This is a genomic window from Microcoleus sp. Pol12B4, from assembly GCF_036701385.1.
Taxonomy (GTDB): domain Bacteria; phylum Cyanobacteriota; class Cyanobacteriia; order Cyanobacteriales; family Microcoleaceae; genus Microcoleus.
The window spans coordinates 27,409-45,173 of the sequence record NZ_JAUBQR010000020.1; the positions used below are offsets into that span (position 1 = coordinate 27,409).

The window sequence follows — 17,765 nt, forward strand, 5'->3', positions numbered from 1 at the left end:
TTGAGGAAGTGCTCGCGGGCATCTGGAGCGAAGTTCTCAGGCTTGAGTGGGTGGGCATTCACGACAACTTCTTTGAGTTGGGGGGACATTCCTTACTCGCTACCCAAGTCATTTCTCGCGTGCGCGAAGCTTTCGGAGTAGAACTCCCCCTGCATACTATCTTTGAGGATCCTACCCTAGCTGGCTTGGCGAAAAGCGTCGAGACAGCCAGCCGAGCCGAAAAAGGCAGTCTACAGGCTCTGCCCATTAGTCTCATCTCACGGGAGGGAGACCTGCCTCTGTCCTTTGCTCAGCAGCGGCTGTGGTTCCTCGACCAATTGATGTCTGGGACACCCCTATATAACCTCCCTAACGCTCTTCGCTTGAAAGGTTCGCTCAACGTGACGGCACTAGAGCAGAGCTTAAGTGAAATTGTGAGGCGTCACGAAGCTCTACGGACTACCTTTAGTGCTGTGAATGGGCAGCCAATTCAGGTCATTCATCCGGCTGTTACCTTGCTGTTGCCGATAGTAGACCTCCGGGAACTTCCTGAGACTGAACGGGAGGTGGAAGCTCAACGGTTAGCTACTGAGGAAGCTCAGCGCCCCTTTGACTTGGTTAATGAACAATTGTTTCGCGTCAAACTCTTGCACCTGGGAGAAGAGGAACATTTGCTCCTGTTGACCATGCACCACATCGTCTCCGACGGCTGGTCTCTTGGTGTGTTTATGCGGGAATTGACGGCGCTTTATGAAGCTTTTTCCACTGAGAAGTCCTCGTCATTGCCTGAACTACTTATCCAATATGCTGACTTTGCTGCCTGGCAGAACCAGTGGCTCGTCGGTGAGGTGTTGGAGGTTCAACTTAACTACTGGAAGCGGCATCTAGGTGGTCACTTGCCCGTGCTGGAGTTGCCCGCCGATCGCCCTCGACCTCCTGTTCAAACTTATCGAGGTGCAAGGCAATCTCTGGAACTGCCTAAGAAAAGTTCGGATGCCCTAAAAGCGATCTCGCAGCAGGAAGGCGTTACTTTGTTTATGACCTTACTGGCGGTCTTCCAGATACTACTCTACCGATATACAGGTCAGGAAGACGTTATTGTGGGTTCTCCCATTGCTAATCGCAACCGCGTTGAAGTTGAAGGGTTGATTGGATTTTTTGTCAATACTTTGGTGCTACGAACTGAGCTTTCAGGCGAGCCAAGTTTCCGGGAATTACTAGGTCGGGTGCGTGAAGTGGCTTTGGGAGCCTATGCTCACCAAGATTTGCCTTTCGAGAAGTTGGTAGAGGAATTGCAACTAGAACGGGATTTGAGTCGAAACCCCCTGTTTCAGGTGATGTTTGTTTTCCAGAATGCCCCGATAGCGGCTCTGGAGTTTCGGGGTCTAAGTCTAATCCCTTTGGAAGGCCATAACGGCACAGCAAAGTTTGATTTAACCCTCGAACTAGAAGAGAGTGCGGAGGGCATCAGGGGCTGGTTTGAATACAACACAGACTTGTTCGACCCCCTCACTATCACCCGAATGACGAACAATTTTCAGACCTTGGTGGAAGGCATCGTCGCCAATCCAGAACAGCGCCTCTGCGACTTACCCCTCTTGAGTGCAGCCCAACAGCATCAACTGCTAGTGGAGTGGAATAACACCCAGACAGATTACCCCAATCAAACCTGTATCCATCAGTTATTTGAAGCCCAAGTAGAGCGAACTCCCAACGCCGTTGCAGTAGTCTTTGAAAACGAGCAATTAACGTACCAGCAGCTCAATTATCGTGCCAATCAACTAGCACACCACCTGCAAAAAATGGGTGTGGAACCAGAAATGCTGGTCGGAATTTGTGTAGATCGATCGCTAGAAATGATCGTAGGACTCCTAGGCATTCTCAAGGCTGGTGGGGCTTATTTGCCGTTAGACCCATCGTATCCCCAGGATCGTCTAGCCTTCATGCTGGAAGATGCCCAGGTGTCGGTGCTATTAACCCAACAAAAGCTAGTCGCAGGTTTTTTCGAGTACAAAGCACAACGTTTCTGCTTGGACACCGACTGGGAATTAATCGCCCAAGAGAGCGAGGAAAAACCCGTCAGCAGCGTGACGGCCGATAACCTGGCTTACACAATCTACACATCGGGTTCTACAGGGAAACCCAAAGGAGTGCTGGTAACCCATCAAAACCTAGTCCACTCCACCAGTGCTCGTATTTCTTATTACAGCGAACCCGTCACCAGTTTCTTCTTACTTTCGTCGTTTGGCTTTGACAGTTCGATCGCAGGCATCTTTTGGACATTGTGCCAGGGAGGCATCCTTGTAATACCACCAGCAAATTTCCAACAAGAGCTGTTACAGCTTACAAAGTTAATTGCTCAACATCATGTATCGCATTTATTGAGTCTTCCATCTCTCTATAACCTGATTTTGGAGCAAGCGGAACCACAACAGCTCACTTGTCTTCGTAGTGTTATTGTCGCAGGCGAACCGTGTTCCAGAGAGTTGGTTGAACGCCATACTAAGCTGCTGGCGCACACATCTTTGTTCAACGAATACGGGCCAACAGAAGGAACGGTCTGGAGCAGTGTATATCATTGTCAGTCTTCGGGACTCAAAACACAGGTTCCGATCGGTCGCCCTATTGCCAATATGCAGATATATCTGCTGGATAAATATTTGAATCCTGTTCCCATTGGTGTACAGGGCGAACTCCACATTGGTGGTGAAGGCATCGCCCGAGGCTACCTCAACCGCCCCGAGTTGACCAAAGATAAATTTATCCCCAACCCCTTTAGCAATGAACCAGGGACACGCCTTTATAAAACTGGGGACCTAGCTCGTTATCTACCCGACGGCAACATTGAGTTTCTCGGTCGCATAGATAATCAAGTCAAAATCCGTGGTTTCCGCATCGAACTGGGGGAGGTTGAGTCAACTCTATCCCAATATCCTACTGTGCAGCAGTGTGTAGTAACAGCAAGGGTTGACATAGAAGGCGACAAACGTTTAGTTGCCTACATTGTTTCCAACCAACAGCAGAAACCCACTAACGACGAACTACGATGCTTCCTCAAGCAAAGGCTCCCTGACTATATGGTGCCATCAGCCTTTGTTTTCCTAGACACCATACCCCTAACACCCAACGGGAAAATAGACCAGCGCGCCCTGCCCGCACCCGACGGGCTCAGGCAAGAGGCAGCAAGTACCTTTGTGCCTCCCAGCGATGATTTAGAAATCCAACTAACAAAAATTTGGGAAAACGTTTTACGCAAAAAGCCTATCAGCGTAAAGGACAATTTCTTTGACGTGGGAGGACACTCTCTACTAGCCGTGCGCCTATTGGCACAAATCGAGAAAGCCTTCGGGAAAAATCTCCCCCTGGCTACCCTCTTCCAATCACCAACCATTGAGCAAGTGGCCAACATTCTCCGCCAGAAAGGATGGTCAGCACCTTCTTGGCAAACGGTGGTGACAATTAAACCCGGAGGTTCTAAACCGCCTTTGTTCTTTTTCCATGTACTTGGCGAGGGTCTAAAGTTTTGTCGCCCTTTGGCCGGTCATCTAGATCCTGAACAACCCATTTATGGGCTAGCAGTAGGGATTATGGAGGAAGTTTCTTTGAATAAGATTGAGAACCTTGTGGATCACTACCTCAAAGAAATGCGAATCATCCAACCTGAAGGTCCTTATTTTCTAGCAGGTATATATTGCGGGGGGCGAATAGCCTATGAGGTGGCCCAGCAGCTCCACGCGCAAGGTCAAAAGGTAGCTCTGCTAGCCTTGTTAGATACTTTAAAAGATGATAAAGCCATCAAAATAATGCCAGTCGAAGAGCGGGTGTTGGCGCACTGGAATAACTTTTTACGAATTGGCCCCGCCTACTTGTTAAGCCAGAGGAAGGTAGAGGAAGCCAAGAATCGGCTAATGAGTATTTACTGCGAGTTTTACGAGCGTATGGGGCGTCCTTTGCCTCCAGCTTTTCAAAGCTTCACTTATCGAAAGAAAAAAGAGGAGGGAAATACGGAGTGGGCGTTCGCACCAAAGGATGTTTACCCGGAGCAAGTGACCCTCTTCCGGCCTATCGAGAACATGGCCTTCTTAGACCCTGATTTGGGATGGAGCGAACTGGCTCCTGGAGGATTGGAGATCCATGATGTTCCTGGCAATACCTTTAGTATGCTACAAGAACCCCACGTACAGGTGCTGGCTGAAAAATTGAGGGATTGCATAGATCGTGTGCAGGCGGATAATTTCTATCATGTCGGGCCGATTAACGATGATTAAACTTTTGCCTCCTGCCACCAAGAGACTGGACTTCTGCCATACAAATGTAGTAACAGTCCTAAAACTCTTACTTAACAAAGGATGCAACTTTTGATATGAAAATATGTACCCATTTATCAGCAATAGCTGACGCAGGCGATCGCGCTCATTGTTATATATTCAATATAATTGCCGAGCGCCAACAAATATTAATCATCTACATGGGTACATATTTTATTGCTCAACAATTGAAACCTTTGTTATGAAAGGCTTTTGAGTTTTTGTAATTATACAGCGTATTCCAGGTTTATGAAGTACACCCCAGAAACCCGGTTTCTTTACATTTCTCGCATCATTAAGCTGTTGTGCATTTAGATTGACTATCAAAAAATAATCTAAGTCTTGTGGGGTGGGCCAGAAAGCCCGCCCTGAATATGCCATTTAAATGCGTGACAGCTTACTGATTCTGTTGCTCGAAACCCGGTTTCTCCGTACTACATCTACATGGAATATGCTGTATTTGTAGGAAAGTTCAGACTAAAAAGCCGATCGCGTTTCGATCGCACTTAATTTCTTATTTCGTTACCTGAGTTTTTTTTGAATGGGAAAAACACTCGACCGGCCAAACTTTGGAAGTAGATGCCACCCACAGTACCTAAAAACATCAAATAGGCGATCGCCTGCACGACATAGAGCTTATCCGTGTAGCCAAACAGCGCACTCAACAACAAACCGGGAAACTTTTCTTCGGGAAGCAGTTGCGAGGTATTCCAAACCATCGGCCCGAGAATGCAAGAGTGGATTTTAGTAAATCTTTCGTAATAGAAACACAGTGCTGCTGATTCGCGATTTGTTTGCGATAAAATATTCATGGCGCTGTCAAAAATTCCCAAAGTAGATACCACTAAACCCGCTACAATAAAGAGCAATAAAATGCCCATATATTTGAAAAACAAGCGGATATTAATTTTGACTCCCCATTTAAATAGCAGGACACCAAGTCCGGTGGCTGAGAGAATGCCCGCCACAGCGCCGAGGGCTGGAATAATGCCTTGTTGAAACTTGGCGACGACAAACAAAACAGTTTCAAACCCTTCGCGCAAAACGGCAATAAAAACTAAACTAAATACGCCCCAACCAGCATGAGAGTTTTGCGTTAAGGCGGCACTCACAGCGCCTTCAACTTCGGCTTTCATAAATCGCGCTTGCTTGGTCATCCAAATCAGCATCCAGCTCAGCATTGCGATCGCTATCAGCCCAAAGATTCCCTCTAGCAGCGACTCCATAATCGGTGCAAAAGGCTGATTGGATGCGGACAAAATTTGAATAGTCCAGCCGAACAGTACACCTATCAAAGCGCTGGCGATAAGTCCAACCCCAACACCACCGAAAACCCAAGGACTTAAATAACTTTGTCCAGACTTTTTGAGACAAGCTAGAACAATTCCGACAACTAAAGCGGCTTCGACTCCTTCGCGGAGAGTAATTACAAATGTGGGCAATGCTTCGCCAAAATTCATTTTTTTATTCTGGGAATGGGACTGGTTAAGGAGTGAGGTAATTGGCAGATTATTTACCAATTACCGCTCTTGATGAGAGTGATGTTTTTAGGATGCTGGTTTGAGAACTTTTTGGCTGTCGCTTTCGATCGTTTTAACTAGCTGGTTGACTTGTTCAGTGGTTTTGACGGGGGCGGGGGGTGCGATCGCCGTTGGCCAATTTGTCTTCAGTTCAGCCATGTTGGCAACAATTGCTTTGTCAATTTCAGGGCTGGTTTTAGCCACTTGTTCGGCGATATCTTTGTACAGCATTTCCGCGTACATGACAAAACCCCGCGAATCTTGATATTCAATAATTGCGGAAATCTTGCCGTTAGCAACTGCGGCTCCGTATTCAGAATTAGCTGTATCTAGCAAGCCGTTAATCACTTGCAGCACGAATTTCGGATCTTTTCGCTGCGCTTCGGGAAGAGCGGCAATTGCTCCATCTACAGCTTGCATCGATGTGGTAAATTCCGCATTCACTTGAGCCGGATCTTTTGCACCTGCTTTAACTAAATCCTGCAATTTAATTAAAGTAGCCTTAAATTCAGGAATTTTACGCTCGTTTAGCTGATCTTCCACATCGGCATAAATTTCTTCGACTGGATGCCCGATGTGCGGTTCTGCTTGGTCGGGTTTGCCTTGATCCAAGAGTTCTTGGGCTACGAAAAGATGCCCTTTCATTAAGCCAAGTTTAGTCATGTAGTCTACATCTTTTGGTTCGCCTGTCAGCACCACGTTTTCAATAGTTACCAAGTCTTTGATTTGGTCAAATTGGGCCTGAGTAATGACATTTTTTGAGACTAATTCTTCGACTTTGCCGTAAGGACGGCTGGCTTGAATCTTGTTAGAAAGTGCTGGTACTCCTAACTTGGCTTCGAGTTTATCTAACTCTGAAAGAATGGCAGTATTGATGTTGATGCCACCTTTGCCGCCGTGATTCCCGCTGTGACCGCTTGTGGATGCGGGACTGGCTGTGGCAGCAGGTGAGGGTGTGCTGTCGGTGTTGCTAGCCGTGGGGGAAACGCAACCGGTCAGAGCAACGAGGATGGCTGTAGCAGTGACTGTAGGTAATAAGCGAAAGGATGGTAACATGGCAGTTGCTAATTTTTACGTTATGTGCATTTGGACCCACAACTTATTAAGAATAATTCTCAATTTGTGAGCTATTCATTCTACCTATTTGCGATCGAGCTTGTCAAATAATTTCATACTTTATTTTAATCGGCGCACCCTGGTAGCAGGATTCGGTTTAAGTGATGACTTCAAATACCCCCATGCAGCCGGCTTCGGCGATCACATCTTGATGGGGATGAAACATATATTTTCCAGGGTAGCCGTAGGTAAATTCTAATATATGTCTTTCAGCTACTCCCATGGTGATGACATCAGTTCTTTCACTGGGAGTTAAAGTCATTCCCGTGCGATATACGTCAAAAAAGTTGGCGTGCAAGTGGAAAGTTACTGCTGCTTCGTACTCAATCAGGTTGAGAACGTAGAGCCTGATTAACTGATTTTTGTAAATAGGGATCGGGTTATTCATATAATAATTTGGCAACCCATTAAAAGCGTATAGTTCGTTTTTTTCGTCGTCGTTTACGTCATATCCCCCCATGATTAACATGATTTCATCGGCGGGAGGGCGGGGTTTTGGCGGATCGATAATGAACATTCCATATAGTCCTTTACCGATGTGGCGTGTTACGGGAGCAATATGGCAGTGATATAGATGCACTCCATAAGGATTGGCATCGAATTCATAAATAAATACCGAACCGTTCCTCACTGGTTTAACGCCATCCATTTCTGTGGAGTGAATGCCGTGAAAGTGCAGCGAGTGAGAATGTCCACCTTTGTTAGAAAAGATGACGCGGATACGATCGCCCTCTGTTGCCCTCAATGTCGGCCCCGGCACGCGATTGTTGACGTTCCAGGTGTTGAAAGTGACGGCGCTGTTAAGTTGGACGATCGAAGTATTAGCTTCCAGGCGAAATTCCCGAACCGTGCGCCCGTTTTCGCGCGTCACCGTGCCGTAATCAAAATCCCGCGCAATTTGCATCGGGTTGATATTGCTGACGGTGAGTGCATCTGCGGGGATTGGCGGAATTCTCGCAACTGATGCCGGCTTGCGAGTCAAGTTTTGAAGTGCGATCGCGCCGCCCGCTACCCCAGCCCCAGCTATTCCTAGCTGTAGCAGTTGGCGGCGACTCCAGCGCCCAGCCTTTTTAATGGCGGGACGATCGGATAAATCTGTCATACTTATTGATAATTTTTCGCAAAAATTTACTCGTGGTTGATTATAAGACATTACCAGCTTGTTGTCAATTATTGTCAACAGTTATTTTTTTCTGCGAAGTCAGAAAATTTCATGCTGATTTCATCTCAGTATGTGAGGTTAGATGTTGGGGTAGATGCTGCCGATCGCTAACAATGTATACAGATTTACCACTGTAAATTAATGTTATGAGAGTTTTGCTAGTTGAAGATGAGCCAGATTTAGGGAAAGCGATCGATCGCACTTTAAAGCAGGAAAAATATATAGTTGATTGGGCCATAGATGGTAGTGAAGCTTGGGAATATTTAGACAGTCAGTGGACGCAATATAACCTGGCTATTTTTGACTGGTTGCTACCAGGATTGTCAGGATTGGAACTGCTGCGGAGATTGCGTGCTAAAAATAGCGCCCTGCCCGTCTTAATGCTAACAGCAAAAGACCGCATGGAAGATAAAGTGGCGGGACTAGACGCCGGGGCTGACGATTATTTAGTTAAACCGTTTGGCATGGCGGAACTGTTAGCAAGATTGCGGGCTTTGCAAAGGCGATCGCCCCAAATTCAACCGCAACAGCTACAGGTAGGAAATCTGGTTTTGGACTGCGGAAATCGAACTGTATGCCATCTCGATCGAAGTGGCAACAGCCAGATAATTCCTCTAACAAACAAAGAGTTTCAACTGCTACAATACTTTATGAAACATCCCAACCAAATTATCACCACTGACCAAATTCGGAATCAGCTATGGGAGGCGAGTGCAGATACCTTTAGCAATGTGGTAGCAGCTCAAGTGCGCTTGCTGCGGCGCAAACTTGAGTCTGTTGGCGGCACGAATTTAATTGAAACCGTTCACGGCGTCGGATACCGCATGAGAAATTAAAGCGGTAGGGGCAGCGGCGGGCGGATTATATCTCGTTTCCAGTATCTGGCTATAATATAGAAAATTCGATCGTAAAAATGACTGCTATGAAAGATTTAATCGAACAAGAGTTAGAAAAGCTCGATCTAGAACAACTTAAACAAGTATTTGAATTTATTTTCTTCCTAAAATTCCGTGCCAGATTAGCTACTATTCCATCAATCCCTGACACTAACTTAGCTGCACTCTACGGCGAATTTTCCGAAAAAGACAGACAAGTTGGGGAACTCGGAATAAGCGAATATGCAGAACTCCTAAAACATGAATATTTGACCTGACAGCCAAATATAAAAAATGTATTATTACCTGGAAATGTTTATTTTAATAGGACTTAGCCACGGGTGTCATAAACCTGATTATTTAAGAGCTTATTCTCTCTTTTCTCCTCCTCTGCGTTCTCTGCGGTAGGTAAAAAAATATCATCTTCAACTAATTACCAATTACCAATTACTAGCAAGATATGAAAGGTGAATCAAAATAAACTATTTAATCGAACTCGCTGGCAATTAGCCATTTCCTATGCGGCTGTAATGGGTTTGATTTTAAGCGTGTTAGGATTTGGCGTATACAAGGCGATCGCCCACGCTCACTGGGTAGCCATAGACCGGGAATTAGAATCGGTAGCGGGGACGCTACACGACAGCTTAGAACTCAAATTGCAGCAGCCCGGACGCTTGGAGCCTATAGTAAACGAACTTTTGCCCAACCTCCGGCTAGTTGGAGTTAAAGGCATTAAAGAACAGTTGCCAAGCCGCCATATTTTAAGCGCTATCAACCAAGGCTATTACTATATTCGTTTATTTGATTATTCCGGGAAATTAATTGCTACCGCAGGCGCTTATCCCGAAGAATTACCACCACAATTTAACTCCCAATACTGGCAAACAATAACTGACACTAAAGGCAATATTTATCACCAAATTTCTGTAGCGCTACACACCCAAACACAGCAAGATTGGGGATATTTTCAAGTTGGGCGGAGCCTGCAAGACTTCAATGATTATCTCAGTACAGTGAAATGGGTTTTGAAATTAGGATTGCCTACAGCATTGATTTTGATAGGCTTTGCTAGTTGGTTATTGGCAGGATTAGCCATGAAACCGATTTATTCTTCCTACCGACAAATCCAACAGTTTACAGCGGATGCCGCCCACGAATTGCGGACGCCTTTAGCGGCTTCGCAGGCGACAGTAGAATCGGCGCTGTTGACGCCTCAATTAGATGAAAAAGAAGCGCGGGAAATTTTGCGGACGATCGATCGCCAAAACCGACGATTGACTCAGTTAGTTGCTGATTTGCTGCTGCTGGCTCGCATGGATAATCAAGTGATACGCGATCGCCCTCAATTGTGTTGTTTGAATGACCTTGTTAGCGATTTAGTCGAGGAATTGGCAGCAATGGCCATCGCTTCTAAGGTAGCGTTAAAATCCGAAGTGCGAGTGCAGCAGCAATTAAATGTTGTCGGCAATTCGGACCAACTTTATCGTTTAGTTGCTAATTTAATTGTTAATGCCATTCAATACACTCCGGCGGGCGGGAAAGTAACAGTTATTTTAGATTGCAGCCACCAAGAGGCCATCGTTCAGGTTCAAGATACCGGTATTGGGATAGCGGCGGCAGATTTAGAGCGAATATTCGATCGATTCTACCGAGTCAACAGCGATCGATCGCGCAATACCGGCGGTTCGGGACTGGGATTGGCGATCGCCCAAACCATCGCCCGGGCACATCGCGGCAGCCTCAGCGCCCGCAGCGAATTGGGTTCCGGCAGCACCTTTCTCCTGCAGTTGCCTTTGTGAGCTACTATGTGAGGGCAACAGACATCTTGCACCATGTTCGCTCAACAGGCTTTTGGGCCTGTTCCACAAAAAGTGAATTATCTTGTGGGGACTAGGGGTTGGACAGGAGAACCCGCCCGTGAAAGGCTGATTGAGAATTGTGCAAGATGTGGGGAAAACCGAATCATCTTTTTGTGGTAATCCCTTTTGCAGAAGAGAGCACGATCGCCGAAAATCATTAAATAGCTATTTCTAAGCAACTAGCAGTCATCAGAGAGAAAAATTATGACAGTTTTAGAACAGGGAACAATCTCAATCCATACCGAAAATATTTTCCCGATTATCAAGAAGTCGCTATACACTGACCACGAAGTCTTCTTGCGGGAACTAATTTCTAACGCCGTCGATGCCATTGCCAAACTCAAAATGGTTTCCCGTTCCGGCGAATACAGCGGCGAGATGGGCGAACCGCAAATCAACATAGCGATCGACAAAGAAAACAAAACCCTCTCAATTTCCGATAACGGCATCGGCATGACCGCCGACGAGGTCAAAAAATACATCAACCAAGTCGCTTTCTCCAGCGCAGAAGAATTTATTCAAAAATACCAAGGCAGTGGCGATGACGCAATCATTGGTCACTTCGGCTTAGGTTTCTACTCTTCTTTCATGGTGGCGAAGAAAGTAGACATTGATACTCTTTCTTACCAAGAAGGCTCCCAAGCAGTACACTGGTCTTGCGACGGTTCCCCCGCTTTTGAACTATCAGAATCTTCCCGCACGGAACGCGGCACTACTATTACTCTTACCCTCCAAGATGAAGAACAAGAATATGTAGAACCCAGTCGCATTAAGCAGTTAATCAAAACTTACTGCGATTTCATGCCCGTTCCCATCAAATTTGAAGGAGAGGAACTCAACAAGCACAAAGCAATTTGGCGGGAATCAGCCAGCAATTTACAAAAAGAAGATTACTTAGAACTGTACCGCTACCTTTACCCCTTCCAAGACGAGCCACTGCTGTGGGTACACCTGAATACAGATTATCCTTTTATTGTCAACGGGATTCTTTTCTTTCCCAAACTGCGGCCGGATGTCGATGTTACCCAAGGCAATATCAAGCTATTCTGCAACCAGGTTTTTGTTAGCGACCACTGCGAAGAAATTATCCCGAAATTCTTGATGCCGCTGCGGGGCGTTATTGACAGTACCGACATTCCGTTGAACGTTTCTCGCAGTTCTTTGCAAAGCAATCGCACTGTGCGGAGAATCGCTGATTATATTGCGAAAAAAGTGGGCGATCGCCTGAAAGAACTCTACCGCGACGACCGTGACGAATACATCCGCTGCTGGCAAGATATCGGCACTTTTGTCAAGTTCGGAACTCTCAACGATGACAAGTTCAAAAAGCAAGTCGAAGATATTTTAATCTACCGCAGCACCTACGAACCAACAGCCGAGAAGCCAGAAACTGTGACGCCAGAAGTGCAGGTGCAAACAGAGGAAGGAGATTTATGGCAAGATGTCACTCCGAAGTCGGAAAATTCTAGTTCCACCCAACCTTACACGACTCTAAAAGAGTATTTGGAACGAAATCAAAAACGCCACGAAAATCGCGTGTTTTATTGTACCGATCCGGCGTCTCAAGCAACTTATGTTGCAATGCACAAAAGCCAAGGTTTAGAAGTGCTGTTTATGGATTCTTTCATCGACACGCACTTTATCAGCTTCTTGGAAAGAGAATACTCAGATGTTAAATTCTCGCGGGTTGATTCCGATATCGATGAAACGCTAATTGACAAAGAGAAAGAAGCGGAAATTGTCGATCCGGCGACGAATAAAACTCGCAGCGAACAAGTTAAAGAATTGTTCCAAAAAGCGATAGGTAAGCCAAAAGTGAACATTCGCACTGAAGCTTTGAAGTCAGATGTTGCGGAGGCGGCGCCACCTGCGATCGTACTTTTGCCGGAAGCTTTGCGCCGGATGCGCGACATGACGGCGCTTTTGCAGCAGCAAGCCGCCGAATTCCCCGAAGAACACGTTTTGCTGGTGAATACGTCTCACCCGCTGATTCAAAATCTGGCGAGTTTGAGTCAGGGTGCGATTATTCAAGGCGGCGGGGAGTCTCCGTCGGCTGAGTTGGCGAGTATGATTTGTCACCACGTTTACGACTTGGCTTTGATGGCCCAGAAGGGTTTCGATGCTGAAGGGATGAAAGATTTTGTCGAGCGATCGAATCAAGTGTTGACAAAATTGACTGAACGTGCAATGTAATTATCCCTCCAACCCCCCTTGCTAAGGGGGGGAGCAAGAGTCTATTTCTATGGGTAAAGGGATAAGTCAAGCCTTCTTTCTTCTTCCTTCTTCCTTCTTCCTTCGGCTATAATGAAAGGCTGCACGCACAAAACGGTAATACGGTAATCTGGAGGGAAGTATGTCACGGAAATGTCAGCTAACGGGAAAGAAGGCGAATAACGGTTTTGCAGTTTCTCACTCGCACCACCGCACTCACAAATTGCAAGAGGCCAATTTGCAGTGGAAGCGGGTTTGGTGGCCGCAGGAGAAGCGCTGGGTAAGATTGCACCTTTCTACAAAGGCGATTAAAACCTTGCAAAACAAGGGTTTGGAAATCATGGCGAAGGAAGCTGGAATTAACCTGTACAAGCTTTAAAAAACTTGGCTAAATTAAAATAAGGACGATCGCACATTTGAAAGTGCGATCGTCCTTATTTTAGAGAAAAACCTTTACTAGAGCAATTTTCGGCATTGCAGTAAATAAGTAGTCATCTGGCCTTTGCCTTTAACTTCGATCGCGCCGCGGTTTTCAAAGAAATACTTTTCTCGCAATTGCTGATAAGTTGTTTCTGTTATCTGAATACTCCCTGGCTTGCCGTGAGATTCCATGCGGGAAGCAGTGTTAACGGTGTCTCCCCATAAATCGTAAATAAATTTTTTAATCCCAATGACTCCGGCAACAACCGGGCCGCTATTGATGCCGATTCTGATGCTTAAATCTTGATTGTGGATATTGCTGAAGTCAGTAATTGCCTGCTGCATATCGAGGGCCATTTCTGCGATCGCTTCTGCGTGATCCGGGCGAGGAATTGGGAGCCCTCCTACTACCATGTAAGCGTCACCAATCGTCTTAATTTTTTCCAAACCGTGCCTTTCTGCTAGGTTGTCAAATGTCGAAAATATGTCATTCAGCAAGGCTACTAATTGCGTTGGAGAAACTCGCGAACTCAATTGAGTGAAGCCTACTATGTCCGCAAACAAGACAGTAACGTCAGCAAAAGTATCTGCGATCGTACTGTCTCCTCGCTTCAACCGATTTGCTATTTCTTCAGGCAAAATATTCAACAACAAGCGTTCTGATTGTTCCTGTTGAACTTGCAGTGCACTTAAAGTATCATTCAGAGCATTAGTTCGTTCTTCCACTCTAAATTCTAACTCTTCATTCAGCTTGTAAAGGGCCATTTCAGCCCGCCTGCGGTCTGTGATATCCGTACCGATTGCCAGCATTCCCGCGAACTTTCCTGCCGCGTCAAACAGCGGTTTATTTGCCCACGAAACCCAAACCATATCCCCGCTGCGCCGGATACTTTCATTTTCATTTCGCGTGTATTGTTCTGGGTTTTGCAAAATATCTCTCAACTTTGCTGCCAAGTCATTTCCTCTTGTATCTGTCTGGGGAATGATTGTTCCCACTGCGTTTTTGCCAATTATCTCTTTTTCATCGTAACCAAAAAACTTCTGTGCAAATTCGTTAAAAAAAGTAATATTTCCTTCCGTATCTAGTTTTAAAATAATGCTGTTAGCATTTTCCACTAATTCCCGATACTTAATTTCGCTTTGCCGCAGCGAATCCTCTGCTGAGGCGCGTTCGGCTACTGTGGCTGCCAACAGCAGCGATGTAACTACAATTACGCTCATAAAAGCCTGCAAAAATAAGATTGCCTGATTGATATTTTCCGCTTTGGCAATAAAGGGGCCGCCTCCCTGAGAACCTCCCCAAATGGCGATACTGGATACAATGAAAGATGCTAAAACCGCCCCGCCCCGGCCGAATTGAATGGTTGCCCAAATTACTAAGGGAAATGGCAAGTATTCGAGGGGATAACCGGAGAGATTACTTTCACTTTTTGAGTTGTATACTAGCCAACTGACTGTTACTAATAACAGCAGGCATATTCCGGCACCGATGCGATTTAAAATTGTTTTAGAATCTGTATTTTGTGAAGGGCTGGGCGCTGGTTTGTGATTGTATATAATCAACAGCAGGGGAGTAAAAATTAAAACTCCTAATGTATCTCCGAGATACCAATTCCATCGAATGTGCCAATATTCGCTCCAGTCAACTAAACCAGTTACACAGAGGCGCAGCGTGCCGAGAGTGCAGTTGATTTGAGTGGCAACTACAGCACCCCAAAAAATTAAATTGACTACATCGATCAGCCGAGCAAGTGATGGGCGAAACTTTAGCTGTTGCAGCAAAGTAAAGGCGCATAAAGCTTGTAAACAAGCGCAAAAGGCACTAAGTGCTGCAAGTGTTAAAGATACCTTAAGGTTAATAGTCTCGTAAAAAACCACGCCTAAAGCTATTCCCGGCAAAATGCGGCGACCAAATAATAAAATTGCAGCTTGTGCAATTCCTGCGGGCGGCCAGACGCAGGTAGCTAATTTATTTACGCCTGGGATTGAAATTGCTATTTTTGCTCCCAAAGCGTAAACAAAAGCAAGAGCAGCTACTTTTGCTAAGTATTGCCAATTTCTAGATTGAAGAAATCGCAGAAACTGATTTTTTGGGGAAATCATACTGAGTGTTATAGTTTTAACTAACTATAGCAACCGCGCCCGAAGATTAGGAAATTATTAATTCTGAAATATGACTTATTATATTGCTTCTTCTTTCTTCATTCTTCCTGATGCTATAACTTGCTCCCTGTCAGAAAATAAGTGTTCATCTGGCCTTTGCCTTTAACTTCGATCGCGCCGCGACTTTCAAATACATACTTGTCTTGCAATATATCATAAATTGCCGACGTGACTTGAATGCACCCCGGCAAGCCGTGGGATTCCATGCGGGAAGCGGTGTTAACGGTGTCTCCCCATAAATCGTAAATAAATTTTTTAATACCTATTACTCCGGCGACGACAGGGCCGGTGTTAATCCCAATTCTGATGTTAAAATCTTGATTGTGGATATTGCTGAAGTCAGTAATTGCCTGCTGCATATCGAGGGCCATTTCTGCGATCGCCTGTGCATGATCGCTGCGGGGCATCGGCAGGCCTCCTACTACCATGTAGGCGTCGCCAATCGTCTTAATTTTTTCCAATTCGTGCTTTTCTGCTAGGCGATCGAATGTCGAAAAAATATCGTTAAGCAACGACACTAATTCTGGCGGAGAAATTTTGGAACTAATTTGCGTAAAACCGACTATATCTGCAAACAATACTGTTACTTCTGCAAAAGTATCTGCAATGATGCTTTGGTCTTGTTTTAATCTGTCGGCGATGGGTTGCGGTAAAACGTTGAGTAGGAGACGGTCAGATTTTTCTTGTTCTAAGCGCAAAGCTACCTCAGCTTGTTTACGAGTTGTGATGTCTTGAACAGTACCTTCGTAATAAAGCAAATTTCCGTAGGAATCGCGCACGGTATAAGTATTTTCTGAAATCCAAATTATGCTGCCATCTCGGCGGTAAATTTGAGATTCAAAATCCGATACTTTGCCTTGTTCTTCTATTAAGCGGACAACTTCGGCGCGGCGATCGGGGTCAACATAAAGTTGTTGACTAATATCAGTTAATGTGCCGACCAATCCCTCGATCGAACTGTAACCGTAAATGCGAAGCAAAGCAGGATTGGCGCTGAGATATTGCCCATCTGGGGTAGTTTGAAAAATGCCGACTATCGCATTTTCAAAGATGCTGCGGTATTTTTCTTCAGCTTGCCGCAGTGCTTCTTCAGCCCGCTGGCGTTGCCGCGCTTCCACTGCGAAAGTTACAGAGTCTGCTAGAGAAACAGCAAAACTTTGTTCTTCAATAGTCCAAGGGCGGGGCATTCCTACGTGTTCTAAACAGAGAACTCCTGCTGTTTCTCCGCCTATTTGAATCGGTGTATCTAGCATGGAAGTGATGCCCAACGGAATTAGGTAAGATTCCGCAAATTCTCTAGTTCTAAAATCTTTTTGTGCGTCAAAGGCAGCAATTGCACGTTCTTCTCGCAGTGCTTGAAAATAGGCAGGATAGTCTGCTGCAGTTAATTCCAAGCCGTGTGAGTGCTCATTGAGAGTGCGATCGAACAAATCTAGACAATCGATCGTGGATTTAGTGCGATCGTACAGCCAGACGCTCGATCGGGCAACTTCCAGAGTACGGCTAGCAGTTTCAGTTATTTCTTGAAGCGCTTTTGTTAAGTCGCCTTGATTCAGGGCTTTATTTTTGGCTAAATCAATTAATGCCGATTTCTGTTTCTGTAGCTGAAGTTCGCTTTGTTTCAGGGCATTTGTCCGCTCTTCAACTCGGATTTCCAGCTTTTCATTTAGCTTTTGCAGGGCGATTTCAGCTTTTCGGCGATCGGTGATATCTGTGCCGATGCAGAGGATGCCCAAAAGTTTTCCCGCTGTATCAACCAACGGTTTATTTGCCCAAGATACCCAAACGCGATCGCCACTGCGCCGCATATTTTCATTTTCATAGCTGATAAAGCGAGCGGGATTGTGTAAAATTTCATTATAAACCAACTCTAAGTTATTCCCTTCGAGGTCTCTGTGGGGAATAATTGTTCCCACTGGATTTTTTCCCAGGATTTCTTCCTCCTTATAACCAAAGAAATTTTCTGCAAATTCGTTAAAAAAAGTAATATTACCGTCTCCGTCCAGTTTCAGAATAATACTGTTAGCATTTTCCACCAATTCTCGATATTTAATTTCGCTCTCCCGCAGAGAATACTCTGCTGATGTGCGTTCAGCTACTGTCGCTGCCAATAACAGCGAGGTAATCGTAATTACACCCATAAAAGCTTGCAA

The 17,765-nt window shown here is 45.5% G+C and carries 12 protein-coding genes; 7 read left to right on the forward strand and 5 right to left on the reverse strand.

The features are described from left to right. Positions 1-4,247, forward strand: a 4,247-nt coding sequence (locus tag QUA38_RS04940) for an amino acid adenylation domain-containing protein (protein ID WP_333159717.1), incomplete at its 5' end; no start/stop codon positions are given. Positions 4,248-4,342: 95 nt separating this feature from the next. Next, positions 4,343-4,492, forward strand: a complete 150-nt coding sequence (locus QUA38_RS04945; protein ID WP_333159719.1) for a hypothetical protein — start codon at positions 4,343-4,345, stop codon at positions 4,490-4,492. 300 nt (positions 4,493-4,792) lie between these two features. Here QUA38_RS04945 and QUA38_RS04950 read toward each other — a convergent pair whose 3' ends face one another. From QUA38_RS04950 to QUA38_RS04960, 3 genes are all read right to left on the reverse strand, one after another. Further along, the gene (locus QUA38_RS04950; protein WP_333159721.1) at positions 4,793-5,746 is read right to left on the reverse strand and encodes an FTR1 family protein; all 954 of its coding nucleotides are present in this window, start codon (positions 5,744-5,746) and stop codon (positions 4,793-4,795) included. 87 nt (positions 5,747-5,833) lie between these two features. Beyond that, the gene (locus QUA38_RS04955) at positions 5,834-6,862 is read right to left on the reverse strand and encodes a helix-hairpin-helix domain-containing protein (RefSeq protein WP_333159723.1); all 1,029 of its coding nucleotides are present in this window, start codon (positions 6,860-6,862) and stop codon (positions 5,834-5,836) included. A 157-nt stretch (positions 6,863-7,019) separates the two neighbouring features. Next, positions 7,020-8,024 (reverse strand): multicopper oxidase domain-containing protein, encoded by a 1,005-nt coding sequence (locus QUA38_RS04960; RefSeq protein ID WP_333159725.1) that lies wholly within the window; start codon positions 8,022-8,024, stop codon positions 7,020-7,022. Between the two features lie 206 nt (positions 8,025-8,230). On the opposite strand from QUA38_RS04960, the gene rppA reads away from it, so the two are divergent. The 5 genes from rppA (at position 8,231) to rpmB (ending at position 13,408) form a co-directional block, all read left to right on the forward strand. Then, the gene (rppA, locus tag QUA38_RS04965) at positions 8,231-8,920 is read left to right on the forward strand and encodes a two-component system response regulator RppA (protein ID WP_333159727.1); all 690 of its coding nucleotides are present in this window, start codon (positions 8,231-8,233) and stop codon (positions 8,918-8,920) included. Positions 8,921-9,006: 86 nt separating this feature from the next. Beyond that, entirely contained in the window at positions 9,007-9,237 is a 231-nt protein-coding gene (locus tag QUA38_RS04970; protein WP_333159729.1) for a hypothetical protein, read from the forward strand. A 189-nt stretch (positions 9,238-9,426) separates the two neighbouring features. Beyond that, positions 9,427-10,758, forward strand: coding sequence for a two-component system sensor histidine kinase RppB (gene rppB / locus QUA38_RS04975; protein WP_333159731.1), 1,332 nt, complete (start codon positions 9,427-9,429; stop codon positions 10,756-10,758). 264 nt (positions 10,759-11,022) lie between these two features. Then, positions 11,023-13,011 (forward strand): molecular chaperone HtpG, encoded by a 1,989-nt coding sequence (gene htpG, locus QUA38_RS04980; protein WP_333159733.1) that lies wholly within the window; start codon positions 11,023-11,025, stop codon positions 13,009-13,011. Positions 13,012-13,171: 160 nt separating this feature from the next. Then, entirely contained in the window at positions 13,172-13,408 is a 237-nt protein-coding gene (gene rpmB, locus QUA38_RS04985; RefSeq protein ID WP_333065932.1) for a 50S ribosomal protein L28, read from the forward strand. 77 nt (positions 13,409-13,485) lie between these two features. On the opposite strand, the gene QUA38_RS04990 is transcribed toward rpmB, so the two are convergent. Together QUA38_RS04990 and QUA38_RS04995 are read right to left on the reverse strand one after the other, a co-directional pair. After that, positions 13,486-15,552: an adenylate/guanylate cyclase domain-containing protein gene (locus QUA38_RS04990; protein WP_333159735.1), complete on the reverse strand. Its 2,067-nt coding sequence runs from the start codon at positions 15,550-15,552 to the stop codon at positions 13,486-13,488. 113 nt (positions 15,553-15,665) lie between these two features. Then, positions 15,666-17,765: adenylate/guanylate cyclase domain-containing protein (locus QUA38_RS04995; protein WP_333159737.1), on the reverse strand; the 2,100-nt coding region annotated here is incomplete at its 5' end.